Source organism: Agromyces sp. Y182, from assembly GCF_059445385.1.
On record NZ_JCAIUF010000001.1, the window covers coordinates 2,854,300 to 2,875,890 of the forward strand.

The 21,591-nt window shown below is 66.1% G+C and carries 30 protein-coding genes; 28 read left to right on the forward strand and 2 right to left on the reverse strand.

The window, feature by feature from the left end:
* Nucleotides 1–261: 261 nt before the first annotated feature.
* The 5 genes from rpsL to AC1C2R_RS13085 all read left to right on the forward strand — a co-directional run bounded on the left by rpsL (nucleotide 262) and on the right by AC1C2R_RS13085 (nucleotide 5,980).
* The gene (gene rpsL / locus AC1C2R_RS13065) at nucleotides 262–636 is read left to right on the forward strand and encodes a 30S ribosomal protein S12 (RefSeq protein ID WP_108596013.1); all 375 of its coding nucleotides are present in this window, start codon (nucleotides 262–264) and stop codon (nucleotides 634–636) included.
* Complete coding sequence (gene rpsG / locus AC1C2R_RS13070) at nucleotides 636–1,106, forward strand: 30S ribosomal protein S7 (protein ID WP_495352920.1); 471 nt, start codon at nucleotides 636–638, stop codon at nucleotides 1,104–1,106. The genes rpsL and rpsG overlap by 1 nt, the downstream gene beginning before the upstream one ends.
* Before the next feature lie 136 nt (nucleotides 1,107–1,242).
* Complete coding sequence (gene fusA / locus AC1C2R_RS13075) at nucleotides 1,243–3,357, forward strand: elongation factor G (RefSeq protein WP_495352921.1); 2,115 nt, start codon at nucleotides 1,243–1,245, stop codon at nucleotides 3,355–3,357.
* A gap of 112 nt (nucleotides 3,358–3,469) precedes the next feature.
* Nucleotides 3,470–4,663, forward strand: coding sequence for an elongation factor Tu (gene tuf / locus AC1C2R_RS13080; protein WP_495352922.1), 1,194 nt, complete (start codon nucleotides 3,470–3,472; stop codon nucleotides 4,661–4,663).
* 102 nt (nucleotides 4,664–4,765) lie between these two features.
* Nucleotides 4,766–5,980 carry an acyltransferase family protein gene (locus tag AC1C2R_RS13085; protein WP_495352923.1) on the forward strand — a complete coding sequence of 405 codons (1,215 nt, stop codon included), beginning with the start codon at nucleotides 4,766–4,768 and terminating at the stop codon, nucleotides 5,978–5,980.
* Nucleotides 5,981–5,986: 6 nt separating this feature from the next.
* Here the strand turns inward: AC1C2R_RS13085 and AC1C2R_RS13090 are convergent, their stop codons facing one another.
* Complete coding sequence (locus AC1C2R_RS13090; RefSeq protein ID WP_495352924.1) at nucleotides 5,987–6,436, reverse strand: OsmC family protein; 450 nt, start codon at nucleotides 6,434–6,436, stop codon at nucleotides 5,987–5,989.
* 501 nt (nucleotides 6,437–6,937) lie between these two features.
* Between AC1C2R_RS13090 and rpsJ the strand changes: the two genes are divergently transcribed.
* From rpsJ to map, 23 genes are all read left to right on the forward strand, one after another.
* Nucleotides 6,938–7,246, forward strand: coding sequence for a 30S ribosomal protein S10 (gene rpsJ, locus AC1C2R_RS13095; RefSeq protein WP_017201594.1), 309 nt, complete (start codon nucleotides 6,938–6,940; stop codon nucleotides 7,244–7,246).
* 8 nt (nucleotides 7,247–7,254) lie between these two features.
* Nucleotides 7,255–7,911, forward strand: a complete 657-nt coding sequence (rplC, locus tag AC1C2R_RS13100) for a 50S ribosomal protein L3 (protein WP_495380207.1) — start codon at nucleotides 7,255–7,257, stop codon at nucleotides 7,909–7,911.
* A 3-nt stretch (nucleotides 7,912–7,914) separates the two neighbouring features.
* Nucleotides 7,915–8,589, forward strand: coding sequence for a 50S ribosomal protein L4 (gene rplD / locus AC1C2R_RS13105; RefSeq protein ID WP_495380208.1), 675 nt, complete (start codon nucleotides 7,915–7,917; stop codon nucleotides 8,587–8,589).
* Complete coding sequence (rplW, locus tag AC1C2R_RS13110; RefSeq protein WP_022893880.1) at nucleotides 8,586–8,891, forward strand: 50S ribosomal protein L23; 306 nt, start codon at nucleotides 8,586–8,588, stop codon at nucleotides 8,889–8,891. The genes rplD and rplW overlap by 4 nt, the downstream gene beginning before the upstream one ends.
* Before the next feature lie 17 nt (nucleotides 8,892–8,908).
* A complete protein-coding gene (gene rplB, locus AC1C2R_RS13115) occupies nucleotides 8,909–9,748 on the forward strand; it encodes a 50S ribosomal protein L2 (protein ID WP_495352927.1) in 840 nt (279 codons plus the stop codon).
* Nucleotides 9,749–9,760: 12 nt separating this feature from the next.
* On the forward strand, nucleotides 9,761–10,042 hold the full coding sequence (gene rpsS / locus AC1C2R_RS13120; protein ID WP_495352928.1) for a 30S ribosomal protein S19: 282 nt from the start codon (nucleotides 9,761–9,763) through the stop codon (nucleotides 10,040–10,042).
* 25 nt (nucleotides 10,043–10,067) lie between these two features.
* The gene (gene rplV / locus AC1C2R_RS13125) at nucleotides 10,068–10,433 is read left to right on the forward strand and encodes a 50S ribosomal protein L22 (RefSeq protein WP_495352929.1); all 366 of its coding nucleotides are present in this window, start codon (nucleotides 10,068–10,070) and stop codon (nucleotides 10,431–10,433) included.
* Complete coding sequence (rpsC, locus tag AC1C2R_RS13130; protein ID WP_495352930.1) at nucleotides 10,433–11,185, forward strand: 30S ribosomal protein S3; 753 nt, start codon at nucleotides 10,433–10,435, stop codon at nucleotides 11,183–11,185. The genes rplV and rpsC overlap by 1 nt, the downstream gene beginning before the upstream one ends.
* A 2-nt stretch (nucleotides 11,186–11,187) precedes the next feature.
* The gene (gene rplP / locus AC1C2R_RS13135; protein ID WP_495352931.1) at nucleotides 11,188–11,607 is read left to right on the forward strand and encodes a 50S ribosomal protein L16; all 420 of its coding nucleotides are present in this window, start codon (nucleotides 11,188–11,190) and stop codon (nucleotides 11,605–11,607) included.
* Entirely contained in the window at nucleotides 11,607–11,948 is a 342-nt protein-coding gene (gene rpmC / locus AC1C2R_RS13140; protein WP_495380209.1) for a 50S ribosomal protein L29, read from the forward strand. The genes rplP and rpmC overlap by 1 nt, the downstream gene beginning before the upstream one ends.
* Nucleotides 11,949–11,950: 2 nt before the next feature.
* On the forward strand, nucleotides 11,951–12,271 hold the full coding sequence (gene rpsQ / locus AC1C2R_RS13145) for a 30S ribosomal protein S17 (RefSeq protein ID WP_495352933.1): 321 nt from the start codon (nucleotides 11,951–11,953) through the stop codon (nucleotides 12,269–12,271).
* Between the two features lie 32 nt (nucleotides 12,272–12,303).
* Nucleotides 12,304–12,672, forward strand: a complete 369-nt coding sequence (gene rplN, locus AC1C2R_RS13150) for a 50S ribosomal protein L14 (protein ID WP_495352934.1) — start codon at nucleotides 12,304–12,306, stop codon at nucleotides 12,670–12,672.
* 1 nt (nucleotide 12,673) lies between these two features.
* The gene (gene rplX / locus AC1C2R_RS13155; RefSeq protein WP_495352935.1) at nucleotides 12,674–13,033 is read left to right on the forward strand and encodes a 50S ribosomal protein L24; all 360 of its coding nucleotides are present in this window, start codon (nucleotides 12,674–12,676) and stop codon (nucleotides 13,031–13,033) included.
* On the forward strand, nucleotides 13,033–13,620 hold the full coding sequence (rplE, locus tag AC1C2R_RS13160; protein ID WP_495352936.1) for a 50S ribosomal protein L5: 588 nt from the start codon (nucleotides 13,033–13,035) through the stop codon (nucleotides 13,618–13,620). The genes rplX and rplE overlap by 1 nt, the downstream gene beginning before the upstream one ends.
* A gap of 128 nt (nucleotides 13,621–13,748) precedes the next feature.
* A complete protein-coding gene (gene rpsH / locus AC1C2R_RS13165; RefSeq protein ID WP_495352937.1) occupies nucleotides 13,749–14,147 on the forward strand; it encodes a 30S ribosomal protein S8 in 399 nt (132 codons plus the stop codon).
* A gap of 4 nt (nucleotides 14,148–14,151) precedes the next feature.
* On the forward strand, nucleotides 14,152–14,688 hold the full coding sequence (rplF, locus tag AC1C2R_RS13170) for a 50S ribosomal protein L6 (RefSeq protein ID WP_495352938.1): 537 nt from the start codon (nucleotides 14,152–14,154) through the stop codon (nucleotides 14,686–14,688).
* Between the two features lie 2 nt (nucleotides 14,689–14,690).
* A complete protein-coding gene (gene rplR, locus AC1C2R_RS13175; protein WP_495352939.1) occupies nucleotides 14,691–15,050 on the forward strand; it encodes a 50S ribosomal protein L18 in 360 nt (119 codons plus the stop codon).
* Nucleotides 15,051–15,091: 41 nt separating this feature from the next.
* A complete protein-coding gene (rpsE, locus tag AC1C2R_RS13180; protein WP_495352940.1) occupies nucleotides 15,092–15,775 on the forward strand; it encodes a 30S ribosomal protein S5 in 684 nt (227 codons plus the stop codon).
* Nucleotides 15,775–15,960: a 50S ribosomal protein L30 gene (gene rpmD, locus AC1C2R_RS13185; protein ID WP_022893865.1), complete on the forward strand. Its 186-nt coding sequence runs from the start codon at nucleotides 15,775–15,777 to the stop codon at nucleotides 15,958–15,960. The genes rpsE and rpmD overlap by 1 nt, the downstream gene beginning before the upstream one ends.
* Complete coding sequence (gene rplO / locus AC1C2R_RS13190) at nucleotides 15,960–16,655, forward strand: 50S ribosomal protein L15 (RefSeq protein WP_495380210.1); 696 nt, start codon at nucleotides 15,960–15,962, stop codon at nucleotides 16,653–16,655. Before rpmD ends, rplO begins: the two co-directional genes overlap by 1 nt.
* 115 nt (nucleotides 16,656–16,770) lie before the next feature.
* Nucleotides 16,771–18,093, forward strand: a complete 1,323-nt coding sequence (secY, locus tag AC1C2R_RS13195; protein WP_495352942.1) for a preprotein translocase subunit SecY — start codon at nucleotides 16,771–16,773, stop codon at nucleotides 18,091–18,093.
* Nucleotides 18,090–18,728: an adenylate kinase gene (locus AC1C2R_RS13200; protein WP_495380211.1), complete on the forward strand. Its 639-nt coding sequence runs from the start codon at nucleotides 18,090–18,092 to the stop codon at nucleotides 18,726–18,728. Before secY ends, AC1C2R_RS13200 begins: the two co-directional genes overlap by 4 nt.
* Before the next feature lie 6 nt (nucleotides 18,729–18,734).
* A complete protein-coding gene (map, locus tag AC1C2R_RS13205) occupies nucleotides 18,735–19,562 on the forward strand; it encodes a type I methionyl aminopeptidase (RefSeq protein WP_495380212.1) in 828 nt (275 codons plus the stop codon).
* 45 nt (nucleotides 19,563–19,607) lie between these two features.
* Here the strand turns inward: map and AC1C2R_RS13210 are convergent, their stop codons facing one another.
* Entirely contained in the window at nucleotides 19,608–21,506 is a 1,899-nt protein-coding gene (locus AC1C2R_RS13210; RefSeq protein ID WP_495380213.1) for a BglG family transcription antiterminator, read from the reverse strand.
* Between the last annotated feature and the right edge of the window lie 85 nt (nucleotides 21,507–21,591).

Below are 21,591 nucleotides of genomic sequence, written 5' to 3' on the forward strand. Positions count from 1 at the left end.
CCCCATTTGACCGCAAGGTTACGTGGCATTACCATGGATCGAGTGTGCGCTTTGACGCGCGCTTGAATCGTGCCCCGACATTCTGCGAAGAACAAGGCGCGCGAGGCAGGCAGCGGCAGATCGACCACGTCATGGGCACCTTCACGGGTCGCCCCCACGGCATACCCACCACAGAAACGGCGCTGCAGCTCTGCAGTGCCGGTGGGTCTGATGTGAATTCCATCAAACGCTGTCACCGTGCAGCACCAACAAGGAGAAGCAGTGCCAACGATTCAGCAGTTGGTCCGCAAGGGTCGCTCGCCGAAGGTCACCAAGACCAAGGCTCCCGCCCTGAAGGCCAACCCCCAGCAGCGCGGCGTCTGCACGCGTGTGTACACCACCACCCCGAAGAAGCCGAACTCCGCGCTCCGCAAGGTCGCCCGTGTGAAGCTCTCCAACGGCAGTGAGGTCACCGCCTACATCCCCGGCGAGGGCCACAACCTCCAGGAGCACTCGATGGTGCTCATCCGCGGCGGTCGTGTGAAAGACCTCCCGGGTGTGCGCTACAAGATCGTCCGCGGCGCGCTCGACACGCAGGCCGTGAAGAACCGCAAGCAGGGTCGCAGCAAGTACGGCGCGAAGATGGAGAAGAAGTAATGCCTCGCAAAGGACCAGCTCCCAAGCGCCCCGTCGTCGCCGACCCGGTCTACGGTTCGCCCGTCGTCAGCCAGCTCGTCAACAAGATCCTCATCGACGGCAAGAAAGACCTCGCCCAGCGCATCGTCTACGACGCCCTCGAGAACGTTGCCGAGAAGAACGGCCAAGACGCCGTCGCCACCCTCAAGAAGGCGCTCGACAACGTGCGCCCCACACTCGAGGTGCGTTCACGTCGCGTCGGCGGTTCGACCTACCAGGTCCCCGTCGAGGTCAAGCCTCACCGCGCCAACACCCTGGCTCTCCGCTGGCTCACCAGCTACGCCAAGGCCCGTCGCGAGAAGACGATGACCGAGCGTCTCACCAACGAGATCCTCGACGCCTCGAACAGCCTGGGTGCCGCGGTCAAGCGCCGCGAAGACACCCACAAGATGGCCGAGTCGAACCGCGCCTTCGCCCACTACCGCTGGTAGCAGGCAGACGGGTGCCGCGGCCGGCATCCGATCGGGCCCACTACCACTGGTAGCAGGCCGGACGGATGCCACAGCAGGATGCCGCGGCATCCGTTCACCTCATCTTTCCCCTTCCTGAATCCCCGGAGGAACACCCGTGGCACAAGACGTGCTCACCGACCTGAACAAGGTCCGCAATATCGGCATCATGGCGCACATCGATGCCGGCAAGACCACCACGACCGAGCGCATCCTGTTCTACACGGGCGTCAACCACAAGATCGGCGAGACCCACGACGGTGCCTCGACGACCGACTGGATGGAGCAGGAGAAAGAGCGCGGCATCACGATCACGTCTGCCGCCGTGACCTGCTTCTGGAACAAGAACCAGATCAACATCATCGACACCCCCGGCCACGTCGACTTCACGGTCGAGGTCGAGCGTTCGCTCCGCGTGCTCGATGGCGCCGTCGCCGTCTTCGACGGTAAAGAGGGCGTCGAGCCCCAGTCCGAGACGGTCTGGCGTCAGGCCGACAAGTACAACGTGCCGCGCATCTGCTTCGTCAACAAGATGGACAAGCTCGGCGCCGACTTCTACTTCACGGTCGACACCATCGTCAACCGCCTCGGTGCCAAGCCGCTCGTGTTGCAGCTGCCGATCGGTGCGGAGTCCTCCTTCGAGGGCGTTGTCGACCTGGTCGAGATGCGTGCACTCACCTGGCGCGGCGACGCGAAGGGTGACGTCGAGATGGGCGCCAAGTACGCCATTGAAGAGATCCCCGCCGACCTCGTCGAGAAGGCTGCGGAGTACCGTACCCTGCTGCTCGAGGCCGTCGCCGAGACCGACGACGCTCTGATGGAGCGCTACTTCGGTGGCGAAGAGCTCACGGTCGCCGAGATCAAGGCCGCCATCCGCGGCCTCACGGTCAAGAGCGAGATCTACCCGGTGCTCTGCGGTTCGGCCTTCAAGAACCGCGGTGTGCAGCCCATGCTCGACGCCGTCATCGACTACCTCCCGTCGCCGCTCGACGTGCCCGCCATCGAGGCGCACGACGCTCGCGACGAGGAGAAGGTCGTCATGCGTCACGCGGATGCTTCGGAGCCGTTCACGGCCCTCGCATTCAAGGTCGCGGTGCACCCGTTCTTCGGTCGCCTCACCTATGTGCGCGTCTACTCGGGTCGTCTCGACTCGGGTGCCCAGGTCATCAACTCGACCAAGGGCAAGAAGGAGCGCATCGGCAAGATCTTCCAGATGCACGCCAACAAGGAGATCCCCGTCGAGTCGGTGACCGCAGGCAACATCTACGCCGTCATCGGTCTCAAGGACACGACGACCGGTGACACCCTGAGCGACCCGAACAACCAGGTCGTGCTCGAGTCGATGACCTTCCCCGATCCCGTGATCGAGGTCGCGATCGAGCCGAAGACGAAGGCTGACCAGGAGAAGCTCGGCACTGCGATCCAGAAGCTCGCCGAAGAAGACCCGACGTTCCGCACCGAGCAGAACTCCGAGACGGGCCAGACGGTCATCAAGGGCATGGGCGAGCTTCACCTCGACATCCTGGTCGACCGCATGAAGCGCGAATTCAACGTCGAGGCCAACGTGGGCAAGCCCCAGGTCGCGTACCGCGAGACGATCAAGCGCGCGGTCGAGAAACACGACTACACCCACAAGAAGCAGACCGGTGGTTCCGGCCAGTTCGCGAAGATCCAGTTCGCGATCGAGCCGCTCGAGATCGAAGGCGACAAGACCTACGAGTTCGAGAACAAGGTCAGCGGTGGTCGCATCCCCCGCGAGTACATCCCCTCGGTCGACGCCGGGTTCCGCGATGCCATGCAGTACGGCATCCTCGCGGGCTACCCGATGGTCGGCGTGAAGGCGAGCCTGCTCGACGGTGCGGCCCACGACGTCGACTCCTCGGAGATGGCGTTCAAGATCGCCGGATCGATGGGCTTCAAGGAAGCCGCTCGCAAGGCGAACCCCGTGCTGCTCGAACCGCTGATGTCCGTCGAGGTCCGTACTCCTGAGGAGTACATGGGCGACGTCATCGGCGACCTGAACTCGCGTCGCGGCCAGATCCAGTCGATGGAGGATGCCGCCGGCGTGAAGGTCGTGCGTGCGCACGTCCCGCTCTCGGAGATGTTCGGATACATCGGCGACCTTCGGTCGAAGACCTCTGGTCGCGCGGTGTACTCGATGGAGTTCCAGAGCTACGCGGAGGTCCCGAAGGCTGTGGCCGACGAGATCGTCCAGAAGAACAAGGGCGAATAGTCCGAGACGCACGAACCTGCCGGTTCGCGTAACATATCAACACAACCCCCGTAGACCACCGGTCGCAATCCAGCGCCCGGGGGTTCTACACGAGTCCTGAGGAGGACCCACAGTGGCTAAGGCCAAGTTCGAGCGGACCAAGCCGCACGTCAACATCGGAACGATCGGTCACGTCGACCACGGCAAGACCACCCTCACCGCCGCGATCTCGAAGGTGCTCGCCGACAAGTACCCGTCGGCCACCAACGTGCAGCGCGACTTCGCGTCGATCGACTCCGCTCCTGAAGAGCGTCAGCGCGGCATCACGATCAACATCTCGCACGTCGAGTACGAGACGCCGAAGCGCCACTACGCGCACGTCGACGCCCCGGGTCACGCCGACTACATCAAGAACATGATCACCGGTGCTGCGCAGATGGACGGCGCGATCCTCGTGGTCGCGGCGACCGACGGCCCGATGGCTCAGACGCGTGAGCACGTGCTGCTCGCCAAGCAGGTCGGCGTGCCCTACCTGCTCGTCGCGCTCAACAAGTCCGACATGGTCGACGATGAAGAGATCCTCGAGCTCGTCGAGCTCGAGGTTCGCGAGCTGCTCTCGAGCCAGGGCTTCGACGGCGACAACGCTCCCGTCGTGCAGGTCTCGGGCCTCAAGGCGCTCGAGGGTGACGAGAAGTGGGTCAAGTCGGTTCTCGACCTCATGGACGCCGTCGACGAGTCGATCCCCGACCCGATCCGCGACAAGGACAAGCCGTTCCTCATGCCGATCGAAGACGTCTTCACGATCACCGGTCGTGGAACCGTCGTCACGGGCCGCGCCGAGCGTGGCACGCTGAAGATCAACTCCGAGGTCGAGATCGTCGGCATCCGCCCGACGCAGAAGACCACGGTCACCGGCATCGAGATGTTCCACAAGCAGCTCGACGAGGCATGGGCCGGCGAGAACTGCGGTCTGCTCCTTCGCGGCACCAAGCGCGAAGATGTGGAGCGCGGCCAGGTCGTCGTCGCCCCGGGTTCGGTCACCCCGCACACGAACTTCGACGGCACCGCGTACATCCTCTCCAAAGAAGAGGGCGGGCGTCACAACCCGTTCTACGCGAACTACCGCCCGCAGTTCTACTTCCGCACCACCGACGTCACCGGCGTCATCACGCTGCCCGAGGGCACCGAGATGGTCATGCCCGGCGACACCACCGACATGACGGTCGAGCTCATTCAGCCGATCGCCATGGAAGAGGGTCTCGGCTTCGCCATCCGTGAGGGTGGTCGCACCGTCGGCGCCGGCACGGTCACGAAGGTGCTCAAGTAACACCTTTCGCACTACGCGATCCCAACGGGGTCGGGCTTCGGGCCCGGCCCCGTTTCGCGTTCGCCCTCGCGCGAAGCGGGCGAGCGATCTACGCTGGAACAGATGGCAGCTCCCCCTCAGCCACTCGTTCGATCGACGGTTCGCCCCGAGATCCAGGCTCTCCGGGCGCTCGCCGTCGGGGCGGTGGTGCTCCATCATGGTTGGCCGGCCGTCGCGCCTGCGGGGTACATGGGTGTCGACGTCTTCTTCGTCGTCTCGGGGTTCCTCATCACGGGCCTGCTCCTCCGGGAGGCCGAGACACGCGGCAGAATCTCGCTGAGCACCTTCTACCTCCGCCGTGCTCGGCGCATTCTCCCCGCTGCCGTCGCAGTGCTGCTGGCGGTGTCCGTGCTCACGCTGCTCGTCGTTCCGCAGCGCGAGTGGCGCTCGTGGTTCCGCGAGATCGTGGCGAGCGCGCTCTACTACGAGAACTGGCAGCTGGCCATCGATTCGCAGATCCCGCGCCGGGCCGATCTGGAATCGACGCCGGTGCAGCACTTCTGGTCGCTGTCGGTCGAGGAGCAGTTCTACCTGTTCTGGCCGCTCCTCATCATCTTCGGGCTCTGGATCGCCGTGCGCAGGGGAGCGGCCTCCCGGCGCTTCGTGCTGGCCGTGCTCGGCACCGTCACCGCGGCTTCCCTCGCCTACTGCGTCGTGCTCACCACTCAGAACGCGGATCTCGCCTACTTCTCGACGCTCACTCGTACGTGGGAATTCGGCGTCGGCGGCATCCTCGCCGTCGTCGCCGGGACGCCGAGTCCAGATCATGCACGCTGGCGCAGTGCGGCGTCATGGGCTGGGCTCGCGCTGATCATCGTGCCGATCGTCGCCTTCCGTTCGCACGAACTGTTCCCGGGCGTCGTCGTGCTCGTGCCGGTGGCGGGCACGTTGGCGGTGATCTGGGCGGGCATGCCGGATGTCGCGTGGTCGCCGGCCCGTCTCGCGGCAGCGGCCCCCGTGCAGTGGACGGGGGACGTGTCGTACTCGCTCTACCTCTGGCACTGGCCGATCTTCATGTTCATGCCCTACTTCACCGGTATGCCGAGCCCGCCCTGGCTCATGGTGCTGCTCGTCGCGCTCGCGTTCCTCGTCGCGGGTCTCTCGAAGCGATTCATCGAGGACCCGTTCCGCACCCCGGCGAAGGGCGCTCGCGGTCGCCCGTCGGTCGTCATCGGCGGCATCGCGGTCGTCGTCGCGGTCGTCGTCACTGCCGGCGTCGTCGCACCGAGCATGGCCGCCGAGCGTGCGGCCGCGTGCGATCGCAGCGATCGCGAGTGACGTCGGTCAGACCGCGGTTGCGTCGATCGTCGTCTCGAGGTCGATGCTCCCGTGCACGCTGCGTGCCACGGTGCAGCCGCGGTCGATCGCCTTCGCCATGATCTCGATGAGCTTCGTGCGCTCGGCCGGTTCGAGCACCGAGAGATCGACGAGCAGCTCTTCATCGACGCGAGAGTATCGGTTGTCGGCGTCGGAGGTGCCGTGCGCCCACACCGTCATCGCGAAGTCGTCACCGAGACGGCGTGCCGCGACCCGGTCGGCGCTCATGCCGGCGCAGCCGGCGAGGGCGAGCTTCAGAAGCTCGCCGGGGGTGAAGTGGCCTTCCGCCTCCTCGGGCCCGATCAGCACGGTCGAGCCGCGCTCGTTCATACCCTCGTAGGTGCGTGAACCGGTGCGCGTGACCGAGACGCTGCCCGGCCCGATCCGCTGACTCACGCGGTGCGCGTGCTCGGTCATGGGGTCTCCAGTCGTGGTCGTCAGCTCGATTCCATCACGGATGCGGCGGGCTCGAGGCATCCGTCGGCTGGAACTCGGCTGTGAACCGAGTGGGCGCGACACGCCCGGGTTGCATGGATGCCCGGACTGTGGCAAACTCGATGAGTTCAACATTTCGAACGCGCGCATGCGTGCGCGCCGATCGGATCACTGTCAGGCAGTGCATAGCCACCCGGTTCGTACAGGGGTCAGGCTAGGCCGCAGGCAGGAGAACAGACAAGCCGACAACCACAACGCAACAGGCCTGTGCCTGAACAGACACAGGTATGCCTGCGTGCGCGTCGGTGGGCACGAGGTCGGGCGTGTCGAGGGCACCGCGGCGGAGAGAATCCGCCCGGGTGGTTTCGACAGGCTCGATCAACGGCCTTTGACAGAAGAACAGTGGTGCTTCACACGGAGTAGCTACGCGGCGTCCGATGCCCTCGGAAGGGGTAAGACGCCTTGACAGAGAGAGAGTCAGCAATGGCGGGACAGAAGATCCGCATTCGACTGAAGTCGTATGACCACGAGGTCATCGACACCTCGGCGCGCAAGATCGTCGACACGGTGACCCGCGCGGGCGCCACGGTCGTCGGCCCAGTGCCGCTTCCGACGGAGAAGAACGTGGTGTGCGTCATCCGTTCGCCCCACAAGTACAAGGACAGCCGCGAGCACTTCGAGATGCGCACCCACAAGCGCCTCATCGACATCGTGGACCCGACGCCCAAGGCCGTCGACTCGCTCATGCGACTCGACCTGCCGGCCGACGTCAACATCGAGATCAAGCTCTGAGGTAACAGATGTCTTCCGCTACCAAGAACGTGAAGGGACTGCTGGGCACGAAGCTCGGCATGACCCAGGTGTGGGACGAGAACAACAAGCTCGTTCCGGTCACTGTGATCGAGATCGCCCCGAACGTGGTCACCCAGGTTCGCACCCCCGAGAAAGACGGCTACCAGGCCGTGCAGATCGCGGCGGGCGCCATCGACCCGCGCAAGGTGAACCGGCCCGCAGCCGGTCACTTCCGTGAGGCCGGCGTGACTCCGCGCCGCCACCTCACCGAGGTGCGCACCGCTGACGCCGCCTCGTACGAGCGCGGCCAAGAGCTCACCGTCGAGGCCACCTTCGAAGCCGGCCAGCTCGTCGACGTCGTCGGCACGAGCAAGGGCAAGGGTTTCGCCGGTGTCATGAAGCGCCACAACTTCAAGGGCGTCTCCGCTTCGCACGGTTCGCACCGCAACCACCGCAAGCCCGGCTCGATCGGTGCTTCCTCGACCCCCAGCCGTGTCTTCAAGGGCATGCGCATGGCCGGTCGCATGGGTGGAGAGCGCGTGACCGTGCTCAACCTCCGCGTGCACGCCGTCGACGCCGAGAAGGGCCTGCTGCTCGTCAAGGGCGCAGTTCCCGGTGCGCGCGGCCGCCTCGTTTTCGTCCGCAACGCAGTGAAGGGGGCGTAGTCCATGGCTACCGCCAACACCATTGACGTGCTCGACGCGACCGGCAAGAAGTCCGGCTCGGTCGAGCTGCCCGCCGAACTCTTCGACGTGCAGACCAACGTCCCGCTCATCCACCAGGTCGTCGTCGCCCAGCTCGCAGCAGCGCGCCAGGGTACGCACAAGACCAAGACCCGCGGCGAGGTTTCCGGCGCCGGTCGCAAGCCGTTCAAGCAGAAGGGCACCGGCCGCGCCCGTCAGGGTTCGATCCGTGCTCCTCAGATGACCGGCGGTGGCATCGTCCACGGCCCGCAGCCGCGTGACTACTCGCAGCGCACCCCCAAGAAGATGATCGCCGCGGCCCTCCTCGGTTCGCTCTCCGACCGCGCACGCGGTGGCCGCATCCACGCGGTCTCCGGTTTCGTCGCCGGCGAGACGGCGAAGACCAAGGACGCCGTCGCGCTCCTCGGAGCGATCGCTCCCGCCAAGCGCTTCCTCATCGTGCTCACGCAGGGTGAAGAGCTCGCGCAGCGCGCGGTGCGCAACATCCCGACCGTGCACGTGCTGCGCGTCGACCAGCTGAACGCCTACGACGTGCTCGTCTCCGACGACATCGTCTTCAGCACTGCCGCGCTCGAGGCCTTCGTGGCCTCCAAGGCGCTCAAGGCTGACAGCGCAGTGAAGGAAGAGGTCTCGGCATGACCGCCGCCGCGAACAACAAGGACCCGCGCGACATCATCATCGCGCCCGTCGTCTCGGAGAAGAGCTACGGCCTGATCGACGAGGGCAAGTACACGTTCATCGTGGACCCCCGCTCGAACAAGACCGAGATCAAGCTCGCGATCGAGAAGATCTTCAACGTCCAGGTGGCGTCGATCAACACCCTGAACCGTCAGGGCAAGACCCGCCGTACCCGGTTCGGCCTTGGCAAGCGCAAGGACACCAAGCGCGCGATCGTCACCCTCAAGTCCGGCTCGATCGACATCTTCACGGCTGTCGGCTAGGGAGCAGAGGAATAAGAATGGCTATTCGTAAGTACAAGCCCACGACTCCCGGTCGTCGCGGATCGTCGGTCGCCGACTTCGCGGAGATCACGCGCTCGACGCCCGAGAAGTCGCTGCTCCGCCCGCTGTCCAAGACCGGTGGTCGCAACAACCAGGGTCGCATCACGACGCGTCACATCGGTGGTGGCCACAAGCGCCAGTACCGCGTGATCGACTTCAAGCGCAACGACAAAGACGGCGTCAACGCCAAGGTCGCTCACATCGAGTACGACCCCAACCGCACGGCGCGCATCGCGCTGCTGCACTTCGTCGATGGCACCAAGCGCTACATCCTGGCTCCGAACAAGCTCGCCCAGGGCGACATCGTCGAGTCGGGCGCCGGCGCCGACATCAAGCCCGGCAACAACCTGCCGCTGAAGAACATCCCCACCGGTACCGTGATCCACGCGATCGAGCTCCGCCCCGGTGGCGGCGCGAAGATGGCCCGCTCGGCCGGTGCATCCGTTCGCCTCGTCGCGAAAGACGGCCCGTACGCCCAGCTGCGTCTGCCCTCGGGCGAGATCCGCAACGTCGATGCGCGCTGCCGCGCGACCGTCGGCGAGGTCGGCAACGCCGAGCAGTCGAACATCAACTGGGGCAAGGCCGGCCGCATGCGCTGGAAGGGCGTCCGCCCGACCGTGCGCGGTGTCGCCATGAACCCGGTCGACCACCCGCACGGTGGTGGCGAGGGCAAGACGTCCGGTGGACGTCACCCCGTCAGCCCGTGGGGCCAGAAGGAAGGCCGTACGCGCAAGCGCGATCTTCCCAGCGACAAGCTCATCGTTCGCCGTCGTAACGTCGGCAAGAAGCGCAAGTAGGAGTTGTAGAAGATGCCACGCAGTCTGAAGAAGGGCCCCTTCGTCGATGACCACCTGCTTCGCAAGGTGATCACGGCCAACGAGGCCAGCAGCAAGAACGTGATCAAGACCTGGTCGCGCCGTTCGATGATCATCCCGGCCATGCTGGGTCACACCATCGCGGTGCACGACGGTCGCAAGCACATCCCGGTGTTCGTCACCGAGACCATGGTGGGTCACAAGCTCGGCGAGTTCGCCCCCACCCGCACCTTCCGTGGACACGTGAAGGACGACAAGAAGGGCCGTCGCCGCTAAGCGGTGACGTGAAGGAGGAGAAGAAATGGTGGAGTCGATCGCACGCGTGCGACACATCCGCGTGACCCCCATGAAGGCCCGCCGCGTCGTCAACTTGATCCGCGGTAAGCAGGCACAGGAGGCACTCGCCATCCTGAAGTTCGCACCTCAGGGTGCGAGCGAGCCGGTGTACAAGCTCGTTGCCTCAGCCATCGCGAACGCTCGCGTCAAGGCCGATGCCTCGAACACCTATCTGGACGAGCAGGACCTCTACATCAGCAGCGCATTCGTCGATGAGGGCACCACCCTCAAGCGATTCCAGCCGCGTGCCCAGGGTCGTGCCTTCCGCATCAACAAGCGAACGAGCCACATCACCGTCGTGCTCGCCACGCCCGAGGAGGGTACGAAGTAATGGGTCAGAAGGTCAACCCGTACGGCTTCCGTCTCGGCATCACCACCGACCATGTGTCGCGGTGGTTCTCAGACTCGACGAAGCCAGGTCAGCGTTACGCCGACTACCTTGCAGAAGACATCAAGATCCGTCGACTGCTGCAGACGTCGCTCGATCGTGCCGGTGTCTCGCGCATCGAGATCGAGCGCACCCGTGACCGCGTTCGTGTGGACATCCACACGGCGCGTCCCGGCATCGTGATCGGCCGCCGCGGCGCCGAGGCGGAGCGCATCCGTTCCGACCTCGAGAAGCTCAGCGGCAAGCAGATTCAGCTGAACATCCTCGAGGTGAAGAACCCCGAGGCCGACGCCCAGCTCGTCGCTCAGGGCATCGCCGAGCAGCTCTCCGCTCGTGTGGCGTTCCGCCGCGCGATGCGCAAGGGCCTGCAGGGTGCTCAGCGTGCCGGAGCCAAGGGCGTCCGCATCCAGGTCTCCGGCCGCCTCGGCGGCGCCGAGATGAGCCGCTCGGAGTTCTACCGCGAAGGCCGTGTGCCCCTGCACACCCTGCGCGCGAACATCGACTACGGCTTCTACGAGGCGAAGACCACCTTCGGCCGCATCGGCGTGAAGGTCTGGATCTACAAGGGCGACATCACCAACAAGGAGCTCGCCCGCGAGCAGGCCAACCAGAAGTCGTCGCGCCCCGAGCGCAGCGACCGTCCCCGTCGTGCGCCCAAGGCGCAGGAGCCGGCGGCAGCAGGAGTTGAGGCATAACCATGTTGATTCCCCGTCGAGTCAAGTTCCGTAAGCAGCACCACCCCGGCCGTTCGGGCCACGCCACCGGTGGCACCAAGGTCACCTTCGGTGAGTACGGCATCCAGGCGTTGACCCCCGCGTACGTGACGAACCGTCAGATCGAGTCCGCTCGTATCGCGATGACGCGTCACATCAAGCGCGGCGGCAAGGTGTGGATCAACATCTACCCCGACCGTCCGCTCACGAAGAAGCCGGCCGAGACCCGCATGGGTTCCGGTAAGGGTTCACCCGAGTGGTGGGTCGCGAACGTCAAGCCGGGTCGAGTCCTCTTCGAGGTCTCCGGCGTCGACGAGCAGCTCGCTCGTGAGGCGATGACCCGTGCCATTCACAAGCTGCCCCTCAAGGCACGCATCATCAAGCGCGAGGAGGGCGACGCATAATGGCCGTCGGCACCAAAGAGCTCAGCCCCGTCGAGCTCGACACCTTTGAAGACGAGCGTCTCGTCGATGAGCTGAAGAAGGCCAAGGAAGAGCTGTTCAACCTGCGCTTCCAGTCGGCCACGGGTCAGCTCGAAAGCCATGGCCGCCTCCGCGCGGTCAAGCGCGACATCGCGCGCATCTACACGGTCATCCGCGAGCGCGAGCTCGGCATCCGGGCCACGCCCGCGCCGGTCGAGGCTCCGGTCAAGGCCGAGAAGAAGACCAAGAAGGCCAAGGCCGAGGCAACCGAGACCGTTCCGGTCGAGGATGCCGCTGCCGAAGCAGAGACGAAGGAGGCCTGATCATGGCTGAGACCAAGAAGCCAGTTGCCGGAGTCGGCACCGCGGCCGAGGTCGACACCGCGGCCGAGCTCGTCCGCGGCTACCGCAAGGTTCGTCGCGGCTACGTGACCAGCGACAAGATGGACAAGACCATCGTCGTCGAGGTCGAAGACCGCGTGAAGCACCCTCTCTACGGGAAGGTCATCCGCCGCACCTCCAAGGTGAAGGCGCATGACGAGGCGAACACCGCAGGCATCGGCGACCTCGTCGTGATCAGCGAGACCCGCCCGCTCAGCGCCACCAAGCGCTGGCGCCTGGTCGAGATCGTCGAGAAGGCCAAGTAAGCCTCGGGCTTACTTGAAAGAAGGAGTTCACAGTGCTTCAGCAGGAATCACGAGTCAAGGTCGCCGATAACACCGGCGCCAAGGTGCTGCTCACGATCCGCGTTCTCGGCGGCTCGAAGCGTCGCTACGCCGGCCTCGGCGACACGATCGTCGCCACCGTCAAAGACGCGATCCCCGGCGGCAACGTCAAGAAGGGCGATGTGGTCAAGGCCGTCATCGTCCGCACCGTCAAGGAGACCCGTCGTTCCGACGGTTCCTACATCAAGTTCGACGAGAACGCAGCGGTGATCCTCAAGAACGACGGCGACCCTCGCGGCACCCGAATCTTCGGACCCGTCGGTCGCGAGCTTCGCGACAAGAAGTTCATGAAGATCATCTCGCTGGCACCGGAGGTTATCTAACATGGCCAACATCAAGAAGGGCGACCTCGTGCAGGTCCTCTCGGGCCGCAGCCAGGCCCGCGGCGGAGACCGCGGCAAGCAGGGCAAGGTGCTCGAGGTGCTCGTCGCCGAGAACCGCGTCGTCGTGCAGGGCATCAACTTCGTGACGAAGCACGTTCGCGTCGGCCAGACCCAGCGCGGCTCGAAGACGGGTGGCATCGAGACCCAAGAGGCGCCGATCCACGTGTCGAACGTCGCGCTCGTCGACCCCGAGTCGAAGAAGCCGACCCGTGTCGGCTTCCGCAACGAGACCGTGACGAAGGACGGCGTCGAGAAGACGGTCCGCGTCCGCTACGCCAAGAAATCAGGTAAGGACCTGTAATGACCGATACGGCTACGCAGGCTGGCAAAATCCAGCCGCGACTGAAGACCAAGTACCGGGACGAGATCTCGAAGACCCTCACCGAGGAGCACGGCTACACCAACGTGCACCAGGTGCCCGGTCTCGTGAAGATCGTCGTGAACATGGGCGTCGGCGAGGCCGCGCGCGATGGCAAGGTCATCGACGGCGCAATCGCCGACCTCACCAAGATCACCGGCCAGAAGCCGCAGGTCACCAAGGCTCGCAAGTCCATCGCGCAGTTCAAGCTGCGTGAGGGCCAGCCGATCGGTGCACACGTGACGCTTCGCGGCGACCGCATGTGGGAGTTCCTCGACCGCCTGCTGTCGCTCGCTCTGCCGCGCATCCGGGACTTCCGGGGCCTGTCCGAGAAGCAGTTCGACGGCACCGGCAACTACACCTTCGGTCTCACGGAGCAGTCCGTGTTCCACGAGATCGACCAGGACAAGATCGACCGCGTCCGCGGCATGGACATCACCGTGGTGACCACTGCCAAGACCGATGATGAGGGTCGCGCGCTGCTCAGGCAGCTCGGCTTCCCCTTCAAGTCGGCCGAGTCCGCCAACTGAACCACGGATGCCGCGGGCACACGCCCGCGGCATCCGAACCGGTTCCCCGCATCCGTGGGGGCCGACACCACAGGTCACCGCTCGTGTAACGGGTGTTGAAACCTGGTGAACGTAAGGAAACACTTGTCATGACGATGACCGACCCGGTCGCTGACATGCTGACCCGTCTGCGGAACGCGAACTCCGCGCACCACGAGTCCGTGTCGATGCCCAACTCCAAGCTCAAGGGGCACATCGCCGAGATCTTGAAGAAAGAGGGCTACATCGCCGATTTCGAGCTGACCGACGCGCGAGTGGGCAAGACCCTCACGCTGCAGCTCAAGTTCGGCCCCAACCGCGAGCGTTCGATCGCGGGCATCAAGCGTGTCTCCAAGCCCGGCCTCCGCGTGTACGCGAAGTCGACGGAGCTCCCCAAGGTGCTCGGCGGTCTCGGCGTTGCCATCCTGTCCACCTCCAGCGGTCTGCTCACCGACCGCCAGGCCGAGAAGAAGGGCGTAGGCGGAGAAGTCCTCGCCTACGTGTGGTAGTTCCATGTCACGAATCGGACGACTTCCAATCGACATCCCCGCGGGCGTCGACGTCAAGGTCGACGGCCAGGCCGTCGCCGTGAAGGGCCCGAAGGGCGAGCTTTCGCTCACCGTCGCCGCCCCCATCGAGGTCAAGCTCGACGAGAACCAGGTTCTCGTCACCCGACCCGACGACGAGCGCGCTTCGCGTTCGCTGCACGGCCTCACGCGTACCCTCATCGCCAACCAGATCATCGGCGTGACCCAGGGTTACACGAAGGCACTCGAGATCGTCGGCACTGGTTACCGCGTGGCCCAGAAGGGCGGCTCCCTCGAGCTCGCGCTCGGCTTCTCGCACCCCGTCGTCGTCGAGGCGCCGGCCGGCATCACGCTGACCGTCGAGGGCAACAACAAGATCACCGTTGCCGGCATCGACAAGCAGGCCGTCGGCGAGACCGCCGCGAACATCCGCAAGATCAAGAAGCCGGAGCCCTACAAGGGCAAGGGCATCCGCTACGCCGGCGAGGTCGTGCGTCGCAAGGCCGGAAAGGCTGGTAAGTAATCATGGCCGTGAAGACCAAGACGGCTGCGCGTTCGCGCCGCCACACCCGCCTTCGCAAGAAGGTCGTCGGCACCGAGCTGCGTCCGCGCCTCGTTGTCACCCGCTCGGCCCGGCACGTCTTCGTGCAGGTCGTCGACGACGCCGCCGGCCGCACGCTGGCATCCGCGTCCACGATGGAGGCCGACCTCCGCACCCTCGACGGTGACAAGACCGCCAAGGCCAAGAAGGTCGGCGAACTCGTCGCGGAGCGCGCGAAGCAGGCCGGCATCGAGTCGGTCGTCTTCGATCGCGGCGGCAACAAGTACGCCGGTCGCGTCGCAGCGATCGCCGATGGAGCGCGAGAGGCAGGGCTCAACCTGTGAGCACCGTACCTATTGAAAATGGCACTACGAAGGAGCCCGAGGTGACTGCAGAGGCACCCGTCGAGACGGCAGCCGCTTCAGAGCCGGCCCGCAACGAGCGCGATGCTCGTCGTGGTGGCGGCGGCGGTGGCGGTCGCGACCGCAACCAGGGTGGCCGTGACCGTGGTGGCCGTGACGCAGACAAGAGCCAGTTCCTCGAGCGCGTCGTGACCATCAACCGCGTGTCGAAGGTCGTCAAGGGCGGCCGTCGCTTCAGCTTCACGGCGCTCGTCGTCGTGGGCGATGGCAACGGGCTCGTCGGCGTCGGCTACGGCAAGGCGCGCGAGGTTCCGACCGCGATCTCCAAGGGTGTCGAGGAGGCGAAGAAGAACTTCTTCCGCGTCCCCCGCGTCGGAGCGACCATCCCGCACCCCGTGCAGGGTGAGGCCGCAGCCGGCGTCGTCCTGCTGCGTCCCGCGTCCGCCGGTACCGGTGTCATCGCCGGTGGTCCGGTGCGCGCCGTGCTCGAGTGCGCCGGCATCCACGACGTGCTGAGCAAGTCGCTCGGCTCGTCGAACACCATCAACATCGTGCACGCCACGGTCGCGGCCCTGCAGCAGCTCGAAGAGCCGCGTGCGGTCGCCGCGCGTCGGGGGCTGCCCTACGACGAGGTCGCTCCGGCCCGTCTGCTGCGTGCCGAAGCCCAGGCGGCCGAGGCTGCCGCAGCATCGAAGGCAGGTGCCTGATGGCCAAGCAGCTGAAGGTGACCCAGATCAAGTCCAAGGTGAGCGAGAAGCAGTACCAGCGCGACACGCTGCGCAGCCTCGGGCTCAAGCGCATCGGCGCTTCGGTCATTCGCGAGGACACCCCGCAGAACCGCGGCTACGTGAACACCGTCGCGCACCTCGTGAAGGTTGAGGAGATTGACTAATGGCTGACGAGAAGAAGGACGTCGCCGCCGAAGCCCCCAAGAAGGCTCCGACGAAGAAGACGGCCGACAAGCCCGCCGCCGCGAAGGCCGCCCCCAAGGCAGCCGAGAAGAAGGCCCCCGCCAAGGCTGCCGCAGCGAAGGCCGACTCGGCCGACGCTCCGAAGGCCGCGGCGAAGGCTGCGTCGGAGAAGAAGGCCCCAGCGAAGGCCGCGTCCGCCAAGACGGCCGCTGCCAAGGCGGATGTCGCGGAGAAGCGCGAGCAGGTGCTGAAGGTACACCACCTCCGCCCGGCTCCCGGCGCCAAGAAGGACAAGACCCGCGTCGGACGCGGTGAGGGTTCGAAGGGCAAGACGGCCGGTCGCGGCACCAAGGGCTCGAAGGCGCGTGGCAACATCCGCCCCGGGTTCGAGGGTGGCCAGCTTCCGTACCACATGCGTGCGCCGAAGCTGCGCGGGTTCAAGAACCCGTTCCGCGTCGAGTACCAGGTGGTCAACCTGGAGAAGCTCGCCGAGCTGTACCCGAAGGGAGGCGATGTCACCATCGCCGATCTCGTCGACAAGGGCGCCGTTCGCAAGAACGAGCGCGTCAAGGTGCTCGGCAACGGTGACATCCAGGTGAAGCTCACCGTCGCGGTCGACAAGGTCTCCGGCTCGGCCGAGCAGAAGATCGTCGCCGCTGGCGGCTCGGTCAAGTAGACCGGAAACAGCACCGATTGCTCGAGCCAGTCGGGACCTCGCGTATGATTCACGGGGGTCTCGACTGGCTCGAGTCGCATATGGACTGACTCCACACGGAGCTACAGGAGGACGAGTGTTCAACGCCATCGGGCGGATCTTCCGCACGCCGGATCTTCGCCGCAAGCTCGGGTTCACGCTGGGCATCATCGCCCTGTTCCGGCTCGGCTCGTTCATTCCCGCGCCGTTCGTCGATTTCGGCAACGTGCAGGCCTGCCTCGCAGCCAACCAGACGGGGGCGGCGGGTCTCTACGACCTCGTCAACCTGTTCTCGGGCGGTGCGCTGCTGCAGCTCTCGATCTTCGCGCTGGGCATCATGCCCTACATCACCGCGTCGATCATCGTGCAGTTGCTGCGCGTGGTGATCCCTCACTTCGAGACCCTGTACAAAGAAGGCCAGGCCGGCCAGGGGCGTCTCACCCAGTACACGCGGTACCTCACGATCGCCCTCGGCGTGCTCCAGTCGACGACGCTCATCACGGTCGCCCGTTCCGGCGCGCTGTTCCCATCGAGCGACCCGTCGTGTTCGCAGCTCATCTCGAACGACGCGTGGTATGCAGTCCTGCTCATGGTCGTCACCATGACCGCCGGTACCGGCCTCATCATGTGGATGGGCGAGCTCATCACCGAGCGCGGCATCGGCAACGGCATGTCGCTACTGATCTTCACGTCCATCGCAGCGCAGTTCCCGGGTTCGCTCTGGGCCATCGGAATCGCCCGCGGCTGGGACACCTTCGCGATCGTGCTCGTGATCGGCCTCGTGGTCGTGATCGCCGTCGTCTTCGTCGAGCAGTCGCAGCGGCGCATCCCGGTGCAGTATGCGAAACGGATGGTCGGCCGCCGCACCTACGGCGGCAACAACACCTATATCCCGATCAAGGTGAACATGGCGGGTGTGGTGCCGGTCATCTTCGCCTCCTCGCTGCTCTACCTGCCTGCGCTCATCGCGCAGTTCAACACCCCGGCTGCCGGTGAGACTCCGCAGCCCTGGGTCACCTGGATCACGAACTACCTCACGCAGGGCAGCCACCCGCTGTACATGCTGATGTACTTCCTCCTCATCGTCGGCTTCACGTACTTCTACGTGGCGATCACGTTCAACCCCGACGAGGTTTCCGAGAACATGAAGAAGTACGGCGGGTTCATCCCGGGCATTCGTGCCGGGCGTCCGACCGCCGAGTACCTCGACTACGTGCTCACCCGCATCACCCTGCCGGGCTCTCTCTACCTCGGTCTCGTGGCCCTGATCCCATTGATCGCGTTCGCGTTGGTCGGCGCAGACCAGAACTTCCCGTTCGGCGGCGCTTCGATCCTGATCATCGTCGGTGTCGGCCTCGAGACGGTGAAGCAGATCGACGCCCAGCTCCAGCAGCGGCACTACGAAGGACTTCTCCGATGACCCTTCGACAGGCTCAGGGCGCGACGGGGTCGGCTCGCTTCCTGATCGTCGGACCTCAGGGCTCCGGCAAGGGAACGCAGGGCGTGCTCGTCGCGGAGGCATTCGGAGTGCCCCAGATCGCCACGGGTGACATCTTCCGTGCGAACGTCGCAGGCGGCACCGAGCTCGGCAAGCGGGTGCAGGCGATCATCGAGGCGGGCGACCTCGTCTCCGATGCACTCACCAGCGAACTCGTTCGCGATCGGCTCAGCCAAGCGGATGCCGCGAAGGGCTTCTTGCTCGACGGGTATCCCCGCAACCGTGCGCAGGTCGACGACCTCGACGCGTTCCTCACGGGCCGCGGTGAGGCGCTCGACGCCGTCATCGAGCTCGATGTTCCCCGTACCGAGAGCATCGCCCGGCTGCAGCAGCGGGCCGCCGATCAGGGACGCACCGACGACACCGAAGAGGTGATCGCGAACCGGCTGGCGATCTACGAGCGCGAGACGGCGCCGATCCTCGACGTGTACCGGCCGCGCGGCCTCGTCGCTCGCATCGACGGGGTGGGCTCGCTCGACGAAGTGACCCAGCGCATCTTCCGGGGCCTGGCCGAGCGCGGCCTCACGCCGTCAAACGGCAACGTAGTCTCAGCCTGAGCCAGAGTGTTCCGACGTTCGATCTACAAGTCTCCGCCCGAGCTCCGCTCGATGCTGGCGGCGGGTGCGGCGACCGCGGCGGCCCTCGCCGAAGCTCGGCGCCTCCTGGTTCCGGGTGCGACGCCGATCGAGCTCGACGCGGCCGCCGAACGGGTGATCCGCGAAGCGGGCGGGCGACCGAACTTCCAGCTCGAGCCCGGGTACCGGCACACGCTGTGCGTCTCGGTCGACGACGACGTGGTGCACGGCATCCCCGGTGACCGTCCGTTCCGCCCGGGCGACATCGTCTCGGTCGACGGCGGGGCCGAGGTCGACGGCTGGAACGGCGACTCGGCGTTCACCCTCGTGCTGCCCGACCCGGCGCGCCCGGATGTCGTCGCCTCCCGCGAGCAGCTGAGCCGCGTCACGGAGCAATCCCTGTGGCTCGGCATCGCCACGCTCGCCAGAGCGTCTCACCTCAATGAGGTGGGAGCGGCGATGGAGGACTTCGTGCGCGGCGAGGGCGACTACGGCATCCTCACCGACTATGTCGGCCACGGCATCGGACGCTCCATGCACGAGGAGCCACCGGTGTTCAACTACCGCGTCGATCGCCGCGGGCCGGCGGTCAAGCCCGGACTCGTCGTGGCGATCGAGCCGATGATCGTCGGGGGTGCGATCGACACGTTCACCCGCGACGACGACTGGACGGTGACCACCTCCGACGGATCGGACGCCGCGCACTGGGAGCACTCCGTCGCGGTGCATGCCGATGGCATCTGGGTGCTCACGGCATCCGACGGCGGCGCTGCGGGGCTTGCGCCGTTCGGCATCAGGCCGGCACCGATCGCCTGACCGAGATCGTGCCGGCGAACCGGTGCCGGGAGCGGACGGCGCCGACTACGGCTCCATGAGCCGCGCGAGTTCCGCCAGCAGGCCCGGGTAGTCGGTGGCACCGCGAACGAGACGCTCGACGTTCGAGCGCTCCGAGAACGTCTCCACGAACTGGTCGAAGACATCTTGGAACTCGGCTCGTCCGTCTTCGGCGAATGCGATGAGGGCGACCACGTTGACGCGGGCGCCCGACCAGTCGATGGGTGTCTCGTCGATCGCGATCGCGATTGCGGTGCGATCGGCTGACATCGTCATCGCGTGTGGCACCGCGAGGTACTCGGTGAACGCGGTCGATGAGAGGCGCTCGCGCTCCAGCGTGCCGTCGACGTACGAGTGGTCGATGACGCCCGCGGCGATCATGCGGTCGCCGAGGAGGCGGATGACGCGTTCGGGATCCTGCCCGTGCAGGCCGCGGACGAAGAGCTCGGGCGCGATGTACTGCGAGAGCGAGACGGCAAGGCGCGCGCGTCGCCGAACCCGCCGGATGCGACCGAGCTCGGATCGGATGCGTTCGAGGTCGGCCTCCGTGGGAAACGGCGAGATCCGTACGAAATTCGGAGTCGGAACCGGTGGGGCGAGCACCGAGACGACGAGTTCGGCCGGCAGGCTCGACCATTCGACTCCGGCGTGATCGACGAGGCCGACGAAGTCGATGTCATCGGGGAAGGCCTTCGTGATTCGCTCGGCGAGCGCCAGATGTACGTCGTGGTAGGCCGGCGCGACGATGATGACGCGCACCCGCTCGGCGCTCGCCCGGCGACGGTCCAGATACGCCCCGACGTGCATCGCGATGTAGGCGATCTCGTCGTCATCGAAGACGATTCCCTCGGCCATCGCGAGTTCGTGGGTGATGTAGACCGAAAGGTCGTAGATGAGCGGATACGCCGACTTGATCGTCGCGGTCAGGGGATTGCGCGACGGCCGGTGCTCGGCCGAGCGCGCGACGAGATTGTCGACGTGCAGGGCGAGGCGTTCGATGAACTCGTCATCGTCGAGCTCCACGAGGTAAGTGTCGGCCGCTTTCCCCACCACCGCGCGCACCAGCGCGGACCTGGAGGAGAGGGGCGGCCCCGGGGCATCCGTCGCCGGCAGGGTTCGCGTCGCCGCGCGGGTGCCCAGCAGGCGCGAGAGGTGGGTGAGTTCGGCGTCGCCGACCGCGGTGCCGAACCGCGTGCGGATGACCCCGTCGAGCAACTCCCCGAGTGCGGTGCGTTCGCGGTCTGCGCGGTCAGCCGGTGCCGGCAGCTCGTCGGCGTCGAGCCGATGGTCGTGGCCGACTCGATCGACGGCGATGGCGATATGGAGGAGCACGTCGTCCAACGCGTACTCGTTGGGCGCATAGCCGGCTTCAGCGAGCTGCGCGACGAGCGACTCCCTGAACGCGGGCAGCTCGGGATAGGCGGCGCGCAGTGCGACCGTGCCCTGCATGCCGCGCGTCGCCTCCTCGCGGAACAGGGCGCCGAGCAGGCGCCGCATCGCGGACTCGGGACCGCTCAGGCTCACGCGTGGGCCGCGACGCACGAGGGCGAGACCCGTGCCGGTCAGTCGCGCCCGGATGCGGCCGAGATCGGCCTCGATCGTCGACTCGCTGACATGCAGCGACGACGCCGTCTCGTACACGTCGAGACCGGCATCGGCATCGGCGAGGGCGCGGATGATGCGTGAGGCACGTGCTGCGGGAGAGGTTCGCGCCGGCCGGCCCGCCTGCGCCGTGGCCCATGCTGTGCGATCGAGCCGGTACCCGAACGGCCCTGACACGACCACGATGGCGTCGGTGTTCGCACTCGCGACATAGCTGCGGATGGTGCGCGGGGTCACACCGATCCGGGTCGCGAGTTCGGCGCCGGTCGTCCAATCGGTGCGCTCGACGAGCATCTCGACGAGTCGCTTCCAGTTCTCGGCCACGCACATCTCCCGGGTTTTACCCGAACCTCTCGGCCCGGGCAGTGCACACAGTCAACCATCGGCACGACAGGATGCCCGCCCACAC